General features: G+C 73.4%; 12 protein-coding genes. 3 read left to right on the forward strand and 9 right to left on the reverse strand.

Annotated features, from left to right (window positions below):
- Positions 1-110 precede the first annotated feature (110 nt).
- Together IEY93_RS13675 and IEY93_RS13680 are read left to right on the forward strand one after the other, a co-directional pair.
- Complete coding sequence (locus IEY93_RS13675; RefSeq protein ID WP_229691108.1) at positions 111-449, forward strand: PadR family transcriptional regulator; 339 nt, start codon at positions 111-113, stop codon at positions 447-449.
- Positions 446-1516, forward strand: a complete 1071-nt coding sequence (locus tag IEY93_RS13680; RefSeq protein WP_189163402.1) for a hypothetical protein — start codon at positions 446-448, stop codon at positions 1514-1516. Before IEY93_RS13675 ends, IEY93_RS13680 begins: the two co-directional genes overlap by 4 nt.
- Here the strand turns inward: IEY93_RS13680 and IEY93_RS13685 are convergent, their stop codons facing one another.
- Genes IEY93_RS13685 through IEY93_RS13695 form a run of 3 tightly spaced genes read right to left on the reverse strand, consistent with a single transcriptional unit; the run spans position 1517 to position 6515 of the window.
- Positions 1517-4030, reverse strand: a complete 2514-nt coding sequence (locus IEY93_RS13685) for an outer membrane protein assembly factor BamB family protein (protein WP_189163403.1) — start codon at positions 4028-4030, stop codon at positions 1517-1519.
- A complete protein-coding gene (locus IEY93_RS13690; protein ID WP_189163404.1) occupies positions 4024-4920 on the reverse strand; it encodes a hypothetical protein in 897 nt (298 codons plus the stop codon). Before IEY93_RS13690 ends, IEY93_RS13685 begins: the two co-directional genes overlap by 7 nt.
- Complete coding sequence (locus IEY93_RS13695) at positions 4917-6515, reverse strand: outer membrane protein assembly factor BamB family protein (protein WP_189163405.1); 1599 nt, start codon at positions 6513-6515, stop codon at positions 4917-4919. Before IEY93_RS13695 ends, IEY93_RS13690 begins: the two co-directional genes overlap by 4 nt.
- A 277-nt stretch (positions 6516-6792) precedes the next feature.
- On the opposite strand from IEY93_RS13695, the gene IEY93_RS13700 reads away from it, so the two are divergent.
- Positions 6793-8160: an alkyl sulfatase dimerization domain-containing protein gene (locus tag IEY93_RS13700; protein WP_189163406.1), complete on the forward strand. Its 1368-nt coding sequence runs from the start codon at positions 6793-6795 to the stop codon at positions 8158-8160.
- A 1-nt stretch (position 8161) separates the two neighbouring features.
- On the opposite strand, the gene IEY93_RS13705 is transcribed toward IEY93_RS13700, so the two are convergent.
- The 6 genes from IEY93_RS13705 to ispG form a co-directional block, all read right to left on the reverse strand.
- Positions 8162-8554 carry a DUF3037 domain-containing protein gene (locus IEY93_RS13705; protein WP_229691112.1) on the reverse strand — a complete coding sequence of 131 codons (393 nt, stop codon included), beginning with the start codon at positions 8552-8554 and terminating at the stop codon, positions 8162-8164.
- Positions 8555-8652: 98 nt separating this feature from the next.
- Entirely contained in the window at positions 8653-9438 is a 786-nt protein-coding gene (locus tag IEY93_RS13710) for a HipA family kinase (RefSeq protein WP_203968050.1), read from the reverse strand.
- Between the two features lie 34 nt (positions 9439-9472).
- On the reverse strand, positions 9473-10315 hold the full coding sequence (locus tag IEY93_RS13715; RefSeq protein WP_189163446.1) for a GNAT family N-acetyltransferase: 843 nt from the start codon (positions 10313-10315) through the stop codon (positions 9473-9475).
- Positions 10316-10362: 47 nt separating this feature from the next.
- On the reverse strand, positions 10363-11952 hold the full coding sequence (locus IEY93_RS13720; RefSeq protein WP_229691109.1) for an alpha/beta hydrolase: 1590 nt from the start codon (positions 11950-11952) through the stop codon (positions 10363-10365).
- Between the two features lie 179 nt (positions 11953-12131).
- The gene (locus IEY93_RS13725) at positions 12132-13253 is read right to left on the reverse strand and encodes a PP2C family protein-serine/threonine phosphatase (RefSeq protein WP_189163409.1); all 1122 of its coding nucleotides are present in this window, start codon (positions 13251-13253) and stop codon (positions 12132-12134) included.
- Positions 13254-13372: 119 nt separating this feature from the next.
- Positions 13373-14542 carry a flavodoxin-dependent (E)-4-hydroxy-3-methylbut-2-enyl-diphosphate synthase gene (ispG, locus tag IEY93_RS13730; RefSeq protein ID WP_189163410.1) on the reverse strand — a complete coding sequence of 390 codons (1170 nt, stop codon included), beginning with the start codon at positions 14540-14542 and terminating at the stop codon, positions 13373-13375.
- Between the last annotated feature and the right edge of the window lie 88 nt (positions 14543-14630).

A 14630-nucleotide genomic window follows, 5' to 3' on the forward strand; every position in this document is an offset into this window, starting at 1 on the left:
CCTGATCACGCCCCCGTCGGCATCCAGCGTCCTGGATCGCCGGCGGGGGCGTCCGCATGCGCGCACTCCTTCGTTCCCTATATCTTGGCGGACAAGTTATCCTTGCCGGTATGACTCCCAGGGTGATGACGGAGCCCGCGTTCCTCGTCCTCACGGCACTGGCCGACCAGCCGCGACACGGTTACGGCATCGTCCAGGAGGTCGAGAGGCTGTCAGGCGGGCGCACGCTACTCAAGATCGGCAGCCTGTACGGCGTCCTCGACCGGCTCACCGGTGACGAACTGGTCGCCCTCGACCGCGAAGAGGTGTGGCAGGGGCGGCTGCGCCGCTACTACCGGCTCACCGAGTCCGGGGCGCGCGCCCTGGAGAAGGAGGCCGCACGACTGGCCGAGAACGCCGAGCACGCGCGCGGCCGGCTGCGCGCCAGGTACGCGGAGGGTACGGCATGAGTCTTCTGGAAAAGCGCTACCGGCACGTCCTGCGACTGCTGCCCGCCTCCTACCGAGCCGAGCGCCAGGAGGAGATGGTCAACACCTTCCTGGAGGGCGCGGGCGACCTCACGGACGCCGACAACCCCCGACCGCGCTGGTCGGAGATCCTGAGTGTGGCGGCGCTGTCGGTCCGTGCGCGCCTCGGCGGCGCGGGGACGGGCCCGAGATCCTTCGCCTGGGGACAGGCCGTCCGCCTGGTGGCCCTCCTGGGGCTGGCCTTCCACGCCATGATGAGCTGGATGGTCTTCTGGCGGTTTCTTGCGCGCTACGGGCTCTTCGGCCCGTCCGCCGCCCCTCAGCCTGCTCTTCCCGCGCCGGAGTCGGCCGACCGGCTGTGGGACATCGCCCAGGGGTTCACCGCCCTGCTGTGGGTCGCCGCCTTCGCCGCGCTCACCAGGGGCTGCCCGCGTGCCGCCAAACCGCTGGCGTTGCTCGCCGTCGCCGCCGCCTCCAGCGACCTGCTGAAGCTGTGGAGCCTGGACACCAGGACGGCCGTGACGGTCATGACCCTGAACGGTGTGCTGTACGCCGTGCCGGTGCTCGCCCTGTTCGCCGGGTTCCACCGCGACGCCCCCGCGATCCGCCGGCCGCCGCGGGTCGCCGTCCTGCCCGTCGCCGCCGGGGTCCTGCTGTCCGGCCTTCTCACTCTTGCCGGCACCTGGTCGCAGCAGCCGCCCATCAGCCTGGCCACCTGGTCGTGGATCTGGCCCTGGCTGGACCTGCCCGGGCTGGCCTCTCTCGCGCTCCTGCTCGCCGGGGCAGCGAGCATCGGCGTCCACCTGCTCGTCCCGGCCCGGCGCTCGCCCGTGCCAGCGGTCGCGCTGGCGATCCTCGCCGTCCCGGTAATGCTCGGCCGCCTGGTCCGCCTCGAACTCGGAGTCGCCGACCCCGTGTCGCGGGTCATGACGGCCGTCGGCATCGCCCAGATCGCGGCCCTGCTGCTGTGCGCGCTCACCCTGGCCGTTCTCGGCATCCGCACGATGCCCCCGGCCCCATCGCCGGGAGCCGGGCCGTCGTCCTGCTGATCAGGAGTGGGTCCAGAGCGGTTCCAGGGTGACGTCCGCGGCGTCGGTGGTCGCCAGCGTCCGCACCGGCTCGCCGTACAGGTCGATCACCAGCGCCCGGGAACCGGTCATCTCACGCCGCCACACCACCAGGTGCTCCTCGTCGTACCAGGCCACCACCCGGCCGCCGCCCGGCTCCGGCCGGGCCAGCAGGCGCCCGGTCGCCGCGTCGTGCACGCAGAGGTCCTGCGGGCGCCGCTCGCACCGGGCCAGAAAGCGGGTCCGGCCGGGCGACAGCCAGTCGTCGACGCCGGTCCCGGTGTCCCCCACGCCCGACAGCTCGCCGACGCGCCGTCCACCGAGGTCGAACGAGCGCAGCAGCCCCTGGATGGCGCTTTCTCCAATGGAGGTGTACGACGCGCTGACGGTCCGCCCTCCGGCGTCCCAGTGGAACGGCGACTCCAGGGTGTCGCTTCCCACGTCGTCGGTCCAGACGGGGCGGACCCGCCCGGCGTGCGGGTCGACGAGCACGAAACGCGCCTCGTCGCGCCTGGTCAGGACCAGCGCGCCGGACGGCGACCAGGAGGGGCCGTACAGTCCGGGCATGGCCTTGACCCGGCGGATCCGCCCGGTGGCGCGGTCGGCGATGTCCAGCCACGCACCGTCCCCGATGCGCACCGCCCATCGGCCGTCGGGCGAGACGGTGACCGCCGCCCCGGCCCAGGGCGCGAGATGGCCGGAACGGTCGCGCAGGTAGGTGCCGCCCCGCAGGCGGTACCCGGCGAGGGTCAGCCGGGCGTCATCGGCGGTCCGGAGGGTGACCGCCGTACCGGGCAAGGTGAGCACCGGTGCCCCTCCCTCGGCCGGGACCGGCCCGGGACTGGGCGCCGCCAGTGGACGCACGGTCTGCGGTACCCGGTAGAGACGGGCCACGGCTTCGGCCATGAGGCCCGTCAGCCGGTCGTGCAAGGGCAAGTACGGAGAGGAGACCCACACGATGTGGCGGCCCCGCCGGGCCACGATCATGCCGTCGCGCGGGCCCGACCCGAAGGCCTCGTCGCCGGCGGCGTCGAGGCCGTGGCCCTCCGATGTGTCGCGGGCCTGCCGCCACAGATCGGCCGCGCTCTGCGGGCCCGGCGCGCTCCACACCCCGACGGTCAGGCGCATGCCCCGCGCGTCGACGAAGTCGCACGTCAGGCGGGCCACCTCGGAGAAGGGCGGCACCGGGGGCACGGCCCGCAGTCCTGGGGTGCCGGCCAGCAGGTCGCACGGGTCGGGTGCGGGCGCGGTGACCGGTGGTCCGTCCAGGGGGAGGTCCACCGCGGCCAGGTTGAGCGACCGCGCCATGCCGGGCCCACCGGCGACTTCGACGGCGAACACCGTCCTGCCCCGCATGCCGAACGGCCGGTAGCGCACCGGCAGGATCCACCTGCCGAGCACTCCGCGGACCGGGTCGATCAGGTCGGCGGCCCACCCGGGGGCCGTGCCGTCGTACAGCAGGCCGAGAGCGAGCCCGCCCGGCGTGGCGTCGACGACGAACCCGGAGTGCCGGGCCGCCTCCCTTCCCGGCTCCGCCCGCTCGACCAGCCGCCACAGCGTCTCGGCCCCGGTGCCGGGCCCTGGTCCGGCGGTCGCCGCGGCCCGCGGGGTGGTGCCCACAGCGCTGAGCACCTCGGCGTCCCCCGCCGGATAGGCGAGCAGGATGCGCCCGCCGGACGCCCGGGGCGGCGCGCAGTCGGGGGCGCACTCCGATATCCGGGTCACCTGCCGCCCGGTGCCGGCGTCGAGCAGCACGAGCCCTTCTCCGCCGGTCACGGCGACCGCCGCGGGGAGGAGCCGGATGTCCTGGACGGACCGGACGTCCGCCCGCCACCGCACCCGCCCGGCGGCCGGGTCGAGGGCGACCAGTGCGACGCCCGTCCCGCAGCCGATGGCCACGACGACGGTCTCACCCGCGGACGCCGACATCACCGGCGTGCCGCAGCCCGCGGGCGGCCGCCACGTCCAGCGAATGTCCCCTGTGCCGGGATCGACTCCGGTCACCAGGCGGTCACCCGCCGCCCAGGCGGGGATGACCCGGACCTCCTCCCCCGCGTAGGGTGCCCGCCACACCCCGGCCCTGCTCAGCCCGTCGCGCCGCCACACCTCCCTGCCGTCGGCCGACGACGCGGCCCGCAACACACTCGCATCCCCGGTCGGCGTGGCACGCGAGGTGGCCAGCACGACCCGCCCCGCCGGGACGAGCCAGTCGAGCACCCGCCCGTCGGGCATCGGCCGCCGCCAGCGCTCCCGGCCGCTCGCGGCGTCCACCGCCGCCAGCAGCGCGCCGGTGACCACGAGGACGTCCCCGCCGGCGAGCGCCGCGTCGCCGTACGTGCCGGCGGGGTACCGCGCCTGCCAGCGTGTCCGGGCCTCGCCGGTGCGGACCGTCCCGGGCACGGCCCCGGCCGGCAGCGCGCAGGTGATCAGGACGACGGCGAACGCCGCCCGCGCCCAGGCCCGAGGACGTCGTGCCCGATCCCGGCGGGTCAGCACGAGGCGTTCCGCTCGGCCCGCCGGAAGACCGCGGCCAAGGTCCGCGAGGTGTAGGCCACCCGGTAGGCGGGCGCCTGCCCGGTGACGCGGAAGAGGCCGCCGTCCTCGGCGGTGAAGTACGCGTGCTGGACGGTGGCGGCGCCATCGTAGACGTAGTCGACCTGGATGTCCCAGTCGTAGGCGCGCTCCTCGGCGGTGACGGTGAGATCGACGGTGGCCATCTCGTCATAGGCCAGGTCGATGTTCTTCTCCAGGTACCGGCTCGGCCCCTTCCCCCGGTACACCTCGTCCAGATCGACCTCGATCTTGAACTTGTCGGTGCCGCCGGAGCTGGGCACGACGAAGCACGTTCCGCTGGGTCTGTCCATCGACCGGCGGACCCGCGGGCGCACGTCCAGGATCCGGAGTGGTCGGTGCCGGCGGCCCTGCACCACCAGGGACACGTTCATCGATCCGATCACGGCGCCATGCTCCCGGGCGACGAACGCCTCCAGTTTGGCCGGATCGGGGTCGGCGCCGTTCAGCAGGCGACCCGGCCCGCCCGTGAGCACCTGGTGGAAGGCGAACCTGTCTCCGGTGCTGATCGGGTTGTAGATCGTGTGCTCCAGCCGCGGCGTCTCCCAGTGGTCGGCCCAGGCGTCCTGCACCTGGGGCCAGCCGGCGAGCAGGACGCCGCCGATGATGGTGGCGAGGCCGCCCGCGATCGTCGTGACCAGCCAGCCCGCCGACCTGCTCAGGGTCCGCACGACCGGGTTGCGCGGCTCGGCGTCTTCCGCGGGGTCCGTGCCGGCGGGGGCCTCCTCCTGCGCTGGAGACGCCGGCGGCGCCTGCGCGGGCTTGCGGCCCTTGGATTTCGCGGAGGTCGTCCGCTTGGACTTCGCGCGGGTCACCGGCGTTCTCCCAATCGCCCGGCGGCGATCCGAGCCGCGTCCATGGCCGTCGAACTCTCCCCGTACGCCTCGACGAGGACGAGCGTGGATCCCACCCGCATCATGATCGAGTCCTTCATCTCGTCGATGTGAACCGCCTCGCCCGCCCCGCGGACACGCGCGGATGAAGCCGAGGAGGAGATGGTGCCGTTGGTCCGCAAGGTGCGCATCGCCGCCGTGGCCTGCTCCTCGGAGCCGTACACCCAGCTCACCGTGACGGTGACCGGGGTCCGCCCGGCGGTGCGCGGCGCGAGGGCGCACGACACCGGGGTGGCCAGGCCCAGCTCGGCGGGACCTCGCCCGGCGGCGCCGGGAAGGTAGGCGGTGCCCGTCCGCTCCGCGAGCGCCTCCGGCGGGATCAGCGCGCAGGCGTCGGGCCAGGCGCCCGCCGCCACCCCACCGCGCGCACCCCATCCCCCGCCGATGGCCGCGGCCCGGACGGCGTCGTTCTCGGCCGTCAGCGGCGGTGCGATGGTCGTGAGCAGGCGTCCGGCCCGGGCGTCCCACACGTCGACCGGTTCCATGGGATTCCAGATCATCAGCGGATAGGGGACGGTCCTGCCCACGAAGACGAGCCCGCGACGGTCATCACCGCCCGCGAGCTCTGCCTTGGAGTACGCGTGGCGGGCGACCACCTCCCCGGAGCGCAGGCGGACCACCGCCACCTCGGTACCGCCTGCCGACCCGTCCTGCGCGATGACCACGGCGGTGTCCCCGGCGACGGCGGCGTCGCACTGGCATCCCGCCCGGGCGCGTTCGTAGGCCACTCTGCCGCCGGGGGTGACGATGGAGATCGAGTGCGGTGTGGTCACCACGGCCACGCCGTGCGCCAGGTGCAGCTTCGGCTCGCCCGCCGGGCGGACGGTGGTCTGCCCGCCGAGCGCGCCGGTGCGCGCGTCGATGCGGATCAGGCGGACGCGCCCGGCGTCGCACCGGGCCAGCAGGGCGGCCTCCCGCTCGTCGACCACCCGGCTCGGCTCGCCATCGACGACGTTCGCCTCCCGGCTCAGGCTGCGGCACCCGTCCGGCAGCCGTGCGGTCCAGCCGAGCCCGCCGTCGGCGAGGTTCAGCGCATGGACGGCGCCGAGCGCGGGGACGTCCACGATGGCCCGCCCCGCGGCGAGGCCGAGCAGGTAGAAGTACGGCCGGCCGGGCCCGTCCTCCCTGCGGCCGGAGGTCATCGTCCAGCGCACCGAGCCGGTCAGGGCGTCCACGACGGTGATCCGGCGTGCCTTCCCGTCGTCCTCGTTGAAGTAGAACCGTTGCCCGGCCTCGGCGTCCCGCACCAGGTACCGGCCGTAGGAGGCGGTGCCGTCGAGTGTGCCGATCGCACGTCCGGTCGCGGCGGAGCGCCACACGGTCCGCCGCCGCCCGTCCCGCCCTTCGGCGACGCCGTCGTCGACCGTGACCGTGACGCCGGACGCCGGCGGTGCGGCCTCGGGAACGGCGAAGCCGGCATCGGCGGGCACCCCTTGCGCGCCCGGGACGGCGAGCAGCGCGGCGGCGGCCAGCACGAGCCCGGCCTTGGCGGGTGCCCGGCGCTGGACTCGGCGCACGGAACCTCACAGCGGTGGAAGGAACGGCCCTGGAGAGTTTCAGGATCACCAATATGTCGCGGGACAGGCGTCGCGCGTTGACATTCGGCCCCGAATTCGCGGAGTCACCCGTGACCTGCGTCGTTTCCTGTCCCGTTTGGTCGAAAAAGCCGAGATATCGGTGTTTCATCCGACTAATTAGTGCCCGCAGTGAAACGGGAATTCGGCCGGGCGACACGGCCAGGTGTAGGGATCTCCCTACTGCTGCCGGCGGCAGGCCCGGGGCATGCTGGGGGGCATGACATCGCCGATCCTCGAGCACGCGGACAACGTCTGGCGCGGGTCGGCGTCCCCGCAGGAGGTGCCACTGCGGGACCTGCGCTCGAGGGGGGCGCAGGAGGTCGCCGAGGGCGTGGTCATGTGGCCCGGCTTCGGGAACGTGTACGGCATCAGGGGGGACGACGGCCTGGCTCTGTTCGACACGGGCAACACCGTGGACGCGCGCGCGATGCACGCGGCCATCCGTGCCTGGTCGGACGAGCCGGTCCGTTACGCGATCTTCTCGCACGGCCACTTCGACCACGTGGCGGGCATGGAGCCGTTCGACGCCGAGGACGGGCCACGGATCCAGGTGATCGCGCACGAGATGGTCGCCGCGCGGTTCGCCCGGTACGCCCGGACCGCCGGGTACAACACGGTGATCAATCAGCGCCAGTTCGGCTTCACCCGCATGGCCTGGCCGACGGCGTTCCGCCGGCCCGACCTCACCTACCACGACCAGATGACGCTCTCGCTCGGCGACGTCACCCTGTGGCTGCGGCACGCCCGCGGGGAGACCGACGACGCGACCTGGGCGTTCCTCCCCGAACGCGGCGTGCTGCTGACCGGTGACCTGTTCATCTGGGTCACCCCGAACGCCGGCAACCCGCAGAAGGTCCAGCGCTACCCCGACGAGTGGGCCCTCGCGCTGCGGCGGATGGCGGGCCTGTCGGCCGAGGTGCTGCTTCCCGGGCACGGGCTGCCCATCGTCGGCGCCGCCCGGGTGCGGCAGGCGCTGATCGACACGGCCGACTACCTGGACGCGCTGGTCGAGCAGACGCTGGAACTGATGAACGCCGGGGCCCGCCTGGACGAGGTCATCCACGCCGTCAGCCCACCGGAGGCGCTGGCCTGCCGGCCCTACCTGCAGCCGCACTACGACGAGCCCGAGTTCGTCGTGCGCAACGTGTGGCGGCTGTACGGCGGCTGGCACGACGGCAACCCGGCCCACCTCAAGCCCGCGCCCGACGAGGTGCTCGCCCGGGCGCTCGCGGAGCTGACCGGCGGCGCGCACGCCCTGGCCGCGCGGGCGGCGACCGCGGCGGCCGACGGCGACCTGCGGCTGGCCTGCCAGCTCGCCGAACTGGCGGCGCAGGCCGACCCGGGCGACCCGAAGGTGCACGAGATCAGGGCACGGGTCTACACCCTGCGGGTGCGCCAGGAGACCTCCACCATGTCACGCGGCGTCTACACCTGGGCGGCGGCAGAGTCGCGCAGCGTGACCACCGGCCAGGACCTGCTGGACGTGTACCACGAGATCGCCGGCGGCCGGCTGTGGTGGGTGCCCGCCGCCGAGACCGGTCCCGAGCCCGCCGCCCCCGATGCCGGCGGCCGGGCGCGCAGGTGACCTATCGCCCGCCGGCTCCCCTGCGGACGAGCCGGTCCAGCAGGCACTCCAGCTCGGCGGCCGGGTCGCCGGTGAGACCCGCGTGCACCGGCCCGGTCTGGACGACCGTGCTGCGCGGGGCGGTCAGCCAGCGGAACCGGCTGCCGAGCGGTTCGCCGCGCAGCGGGCCCGAGTCGGCCGAGCAGGCCCGCTCATAGGCCGCCAGGGCGCGCCCGACCTCCGCGAGGTCGATGCTCTCGTCGAGCGCGCGCAGCCGGGAGCCGTCCAGCTCGGTGCGGGCGCACAGGTAGGCGTGCGGCTGGGAGTAGAGGATCACCCCGGCGTTGAGGAACTCACCGCGGACGACGCAGGGCACGACCCGGATCACCGCGTACTCGTACACGGCCCGCTCCACCGGGGCCTCCGCCCGCCGGTCGCCGGACGAGCGCGTCCCGGCGGCCCGCTCCGCGCCCGCCCCGTCGCCGGTCGCGGACGGGTATGCCTGCGCGGTGTTCATCGCGGGACCTCCGGGAGCCAGGCACGCGGGCCGTGGGCGCGCGCGAGCAGGTGGTCGACGTACGCCTGCCGCACGGCCGCCGCGTCCGCGAAGCCCGGCTCGCCGTCGAGCCACTCGCCGGGCACCAGATCCACGACCGTGCGCAGCAGGTCTTCGGTGATCAGAGCGGGCAGCTCGGCGTCGGCCTCCTTGACCCGGGTGGCGAAGGGCGCCAGCACGTGGTCGCGAGCGTCGAAGCGGCGCTGCGGGTCGGCGGTGGGCCAGTTGTGGTGGAACCACAGGGCCGCGCCGTGGTCGATCAGCCAGATGTTCCCGTGCCACACCAGCAGATTGGGGTTGCGCCAGCTCCGGTCGACGTTGTGCACGAGAGCGTCGAACCACAGGACGCGCGAGGCCAGGCCCGGGTCCGGCGTCCACGCCAGCGGGTCGAAGCCGAGCGCTCCCGGCAGGAAGTCCACCGCGAGGTTTCGGCCCTCGCTGGCCTGGAGCAGGTCCTGGATCTCCTGGTCGGGCTCGCGGGCGCCGATGCGCGGATCGAGATCGATGACCTTCAGATCCGGCGTGCGCAGCTCCAGCCGGCGGGCCAGCTCCGCGCAGATGATCTCGGCGACCAGCACGCGCCGCCCCTGCCCCGCACCGCGGAACTTCACGACGTAGGTCCCAAGGTCGTCCGCCTCGACGACGCCCGGCAACGAACCCCCCTCGCGCAGCGGGGTCACGTAGCGCGTCGCGGTCACCTCTTCGAGCACCCGCCAAGGGTACCCAGGCCGCAGCCGGAACATCGCAGCGGACCTGCCGCGGCAGGCGCCGGAAAGGTCAGAAAAGTACGGACATGAAGGTGTCGACCTCCTTGAAGCCGACCCGGCGGTAGACCGCGCGGGCGGCGACGTTGAAGTCGTTCACGTACAGCGACACCACCGGGGCGAAGTGCCGCAGGGTCAGGCCGACGATGGCCGCCATGCCCGCGACCGCGTGCCCCCGCCCCCGGTGGTCGGGGTGCACCCACACGCCCTGGATCTGGCAGACCTGCGGCGTGACCGCCCCGACCTCCGCCTTGAACACGACCTGGCCGTCCTCGATGCGGGCATAGGACCGGCCGATGCGGATCAGCTCGGCCACCCGGGAGCGGTACAGCGCGCCGCCGTCGCCGAGGTCCGGCGAGATGCCGACCTCCTCGGTGAACATCGCCACGCACGCCGGCAGCAGCGTGGCGAACTCCTCGGGACGCACCTGGCGCACGAGCGGGTCCGGCGGCACGGCCGAGGGCGACGAGGTGGCCATGACCGGCTGGGCCCAGCGGACGGCCCGCGCGGGCCCCCAGTAGGGCTCCAGCCGTTCCCAGAGCTTCTCGACCGCGTCGGCCGGGCCGACGATCGAGGAGCAGCGCCGGCCCTGCCTGCGGGCACGGTCGGCGAACGCCTGGACCGCCTCGGGCCCGGCGTTGACCGGGACGAGGTTGGCACCGGCGTAGCACAGCGAGGTCAGCCCGCCGCGCGGGCCGAATCCCCACATCTGCCCGCCGAGCCGGGCCGGGCTGAGGCCGACGGACCGCACCCGGGAGGCGACGAAGACGTTGGCGACCGGGTCCGCGTCGAGGAGCGTGAGCACCTCTTCGCGGTCCTGGTCGTCGAGCACGCGCGACGCCGATGTTCGCAGCATCACGGGCTTAGCCTACGCGACCGTCCCGATTTTGGAACGAACCGACCCTATCGGCTGTTGGTCGCCATGGCCGTTTTCGAATGCGCCGCGGTCGCCGCGACCGCCGGCAACGGCCGGGGCTCGGCGGACGCCTCGCACTCGGCGTCCGGCCGGTGGCCCGCGCGCTGCTCGGCCCCGCCGCCGGGAACGGTCCCATCCCGCAGGTAGGCGGCCAGATGCCGGTCGACGCAGGAGTTGTCGCCGAGCGAGACCCCGTGGTTGCCGCCCCCCTCCACCAGCAGGCGGGAGGTCGGGAACCGCTCGCGCACCCGCAGCGCCCCGGCGAACGGTGTCGCGGCGTCGTTGCGGGACTGGACGAGCAGGATCGGCGGCAGGTGGCCGACGTTCCCGACGCGCAACGGCCGGCCGCCCTTCGCCGGCCAGAAGGCGCACGGCGCGTTGTACCAGGCGTTGGACCACGCCATGAACGGCGCCTTGGCGTTCACCTGGGCGGTGTCGGCCTTCCATCGGGACCAGTCGCGCGGCCATTCGGCGTCGCGGCACTGCACGGCCAGGTAGACCGCGTAGTTGTTCTCGGCCGCGGCGTCATGGTCCACGTGGCGCTGGTAGGCGGCCACCAGGCCGTCGGAGCGGCCCTTGCGGACGTAGGCGGAGAAGGCCGCGGCGAACTGCGGCCAGACCGCGTTGGTGTACCCCCCGACGGTGAAGATGTCGCCCAGTTCGCTCGGCCCGACGATGCCCCCGGCCGGGCGTTCGGCGAGCCGGCGGCGCAGCGCGTACCAGGCCGCGCTCACCTGGGTCTGCGTGCGGCCCAGCCGGTAGACGTCATGGTGCCTGGCGACCCAGGCCAGGAACTGGCGGTGGCGCCGGTCGAACGCGTAGTCCTGGGCGATGTTCGAGTCGTACCAGACGCCCTCGGGGTCGACCACGCTGTCCAGCACCAGCCGCCGCACCCGGTTCGGGAACAGCGTGGCGTAGACCGCGCCGAGGTAGGTGCCGTAGGAGTAGCCCAGATAGCTGATCTTCTCCTCGCCGAGCGCCTGCCGGATGGCGTCCATGTCGCGCGCGGAGTTCTCGGTGTTCATGTGCGGCAGCAGCCACGACCAGCGGGCGCCGCACGCCGCGGCGTACTGCCTGGCCCGTGCCAGCAGGGCGTCCTCGGCCGCGTCGTTGGCCGGCACCTCGTCCAGGCGCGGCGCGGCGAAGTGCTTCTTGTGGTCGACGCAGTGCATGGCGGGCTCGCTGGCGCCCACGCCGCGCGGGTCGAAGCCGATGATGTCGTACCGCTCCGCGACGTCCTTGGGCAGCGCGGCGGCGACGTACCTCGCCAGGTTGACGCCCGGCGCGCCGGGGCCGCCCGGGTTGACCAGCAGCACACCAAGGCCCTGCCGGCGGTCGTGGGACTCGGCGCCCTTCACCCGGCTGAGCGCGAGGGCGATGGTGCGCCCCTCGGGCCGGGAGGGATCGAGCGGGACGTTCACCGTCGCGCACTCGGCCGAGACCAGCATCTTGGGCCCTGGACACGCGGCCCAGGAAGGACCGCCGGGCGGCGCGGCGGCCCGCGCCCCACCCGGCAGCACCGTGGCCGCCGCGACCAGCGTGGCCGCACCCGCCATCACACAGAAAACGCGCTTCACCCGTCAACTCCCTCTGCTGCTGTGGCAGAGGCGATGTTCCCGGACCGGAGCGCGCCGGGGCGGGTGACCGGGCCCAACGTTTACCGATCTGTAGTCATTCGATTGCGCCGCGTAATAGATCAAGGGTGACGGGGGTGGCATCGGCCCTTTCTGCGGACCGGCCGGGCGTCCCGCCGCCGTCAGTCCGGCAGGCGCTGGATCGCCACCATGGCCGCGTCGTCGGCGAGGCGTCCGCCCACATGGGCGAGCAGGTCGCTGCGGACGTGCTCGATCAGCTTGTCCGCCTCGTCACCGCTCCACTCCAGCAGCCGCTCGGCCAGCGGGTAGAAGCGCCCGTCCGGGCTGCGGGCCTCGATGACCCCGTCGGTGTAGAGCAGGAGAACGTCGCCGGCCTTGAAGTCGAAGGTCTCCGTCTCGTACGACGGCTCGGCGAGGTCGCCGAGGCCGAGCGGCGGCGAGGAACTGGGCGACTGCATCGCCGTCACCTGCCGATCACGCAGCAGCAGCGGCGGCGGATGCCCGCAGTCGACCAGCTCGACCACCGGCCGGTCGTGCCAGATCTCCAGCAGGACGGCGGTGATGAAGTTCTCCTCGGCGTGGGTGCAGTTCCCGAGATGCTCGGCCAGGTCGGCGCGCACGCTCTCGTCCAGGTAGGCGGCCACCTCGGGCAGGGTCGCGCGCCGGCGCGCGGCCTCGCGGAAGGAACCGAGCAGCAAAGCGGCCTCCGACACCGAGGGAAGCCCTTTGCCGCGCACGTCGCCCACGAGGACGCGCACCGATCGCTCGGCCCGCGCCGCGGCGTACAGGTCGCCGCCGATCTGCGCCTCCTGCTCGGCGGCGAGGTACAGGGAGGCGAACCGCAGCCGGCCGATGTCGGGCGGCAGCGGGCGCAGCAGGGCACGCTGGGCCGCCTCGGCCACCGAGCGGACCCGGATGAGCACCTTGCGGTGCCGGTCGCGCAGGTAGGTGAACACGACCAGGAACGCGGTGACCACGACCGTGGCGGCGAGCTCGGTCTGCACCGGACGCCTGCCCAGCACCTCGGCGTGGATGTCGAGCATGAGCTGGTCACCGATGGTCAGCGCGCCGATGAACCCCGTGATCCGCGGCCCGGCGAACGCCCCGGTGATCGCCGGCGCGGTGATCAGCAACGGGGTCAGGCGGACCTCGGCAGGGGTGCCGATATCAGCAACGGTGATCAAGATGATGACGACGAACGGGATCGCCACCAGCGCGTGGCCCGATCGCCACCACCGGTGCGGATGAGGTGCCGAGCGCCCGTGCCGCACACCTTCATGCATACACCACGGTGGCCCGCTCGCCGAAATCCCACCCCCTCCCACCTGCCGGAACTCCGGCGGGTGGGAGGCTCATGGCCGCTTCGGGCGGCACTGCGCGAGCGGGGCCCGCGTCGTGCGGCTCAGCCGACGACGACCTGCGGACCGGGGGCCTCGTCGTCGTCGAGGTCGACCTCGACGCCCATCTCCTCGGCCAGGCGCAGGGCCTCCTCGATGAGGGTCTCGACGATCTGCGACTCGGGGACGGTCTTGACGACCTCGCCCTTGACGAAGATCTGGCCCTTGCCGTTGCCCGAGGCGACACCGAGATCGGCCTCGCGGGCCTCGCCTGGACCGTTCACCACGCAGCCCATCACGGCGACGCGCAGCGGGACCTTCAGCCCGTCGAGCCCGGCGTGAACCTGCTCGGCCAGGGTGTAGACGTCCACCTGGGCCCGCCCGCAGGAGGGGCAGGAGACGATCTCGAGCCCGCGCTCGCGGAGATTGAGCGACTCCAGGATGGCGGTGCCGACCTTGACCTCCTCGACCGGCGGCGCCGACAGCGAGACCCGGATGGTGTCGCCGATGCCCTCGGCGAGCAGCGCGCCGAAGGCCACGGCCGACTTGATCGTGCCCTGGAACGCGGGGCCGGCCTCGGTGACGCCGAGGTGCAGCGGGTAGTCGCAGCGCGCGGCGAGCAGGCGGTAGGCCTGGACCATGACCACCGGGTCGTGGTGCTTGACGGAGATCTTGATGTCGCGGAAGCCGTGCTCCTCGAACAGCGAGCACTCCCACAGCGCCGACTCCACCAGCGCCTCAGGGGTGGCCTTGCCGTACTTGGCCAGCAGGCGCGGGTCGAGCGAGCCGGCGTTGACCCCGATGCGGATCGGCACGCCGGCCGCGGAGGCGGCCTTGGCGATCTCGCCGATCTTGTCGTCGAACTTCTTGATGTTGCCGGGGTTGACCCGGACCGCGGCACAGCCGGCGTCGATGGCGGCGAAGACGTACTTCGGCTGGAAGTGGATGTCGGCGATCACCGGGATCTGCGACTTGCGCGCGATGGCGGGCAGCGCGTCGGCGTCGTCCTGCGAGGGGACGGCGACGCGGACGATCTGGCAGCCGGCGGCGGTCAGCTCGGCGATCTGCTGCAGCGTGGCGTTGATGTCCGCGGTCAGGGTGGTGGTCATGGACTGCACCGAGACCGGGGCGCCCCCGCCCACCGGCACCGAACCGACCATGATCTGCCGCGACACCCGCCTCTCGGCGATCGGCTTGCTCCGAACCGAAGGGATGCCCAGCTCTACGGATGTCATCTTCTTCCAGCACCTTGGTCGATGAGCGTCAGGACGATCCCCAGTCTAGGGACCCGGGTGGACCGGAACACGCGTTGGCCCGACAAAG

It is taken from the genome of Sphaerisporangium melleum (assembly GCF_014646695.1).
GTDB classification, from domain to species: Bacteria; Actinomycetota; Actinomycetes; order Streptosporangiales; family Streptosporangiaceae; genus Sphaerisporangium; species Sphaerisporangium melleum.

Coding starts and splice junctions, on each gene's coding strand:
- IEY93_RS13675 (WP_229691108.1), top strand. CDS start 111: ATGACTCCCAGGGTGATGACGGAGCCCGCGTTCCTCGTCCTCACGGCA.
- IEY93_RS13680 (WP_189163402.1), top strand. CDS start 446: ATGAGTCTTCTGGAAAAGCGCTACCGGCACGTCCTGCGACTGCTGCCC.
- IEY93_RS13700 (WP_189163406.1), top strand. CDS start 6,793: ATGACATCGCCGATCCTCGAGCACGCGGACAACGTCTGGCGCGGGTCG.
- IEY93_RS13710 (WP_203968050.1), bottom strand. CDS start 9,438: ATGTTCCGGCTGCGGCCTGGGTACCCTTGGCGGGTGCTCGAAGAGGTG.
- IEY93_RS13715 (WP_189163446.1), bottom strand. CDS start 10,315: ATGCTGCGAACATCGGCGTCGCGCGTGCTCGACGACCAGGACCGCGAA.
- IEY93_RS13725 (WP_189163409.1), bottom strand. CDS start 13,253: ATGCATGAAGGTGTGCGGCACGGGCGCTCGGCACCTCATCCGCACCGG.
- ispG (WP_189163410.1), bottom strand. CDS start 14,542: ATGACATCCGTAGAGCTGGGCATCCCTTCGGTTCGGAGCAAGCCGATC.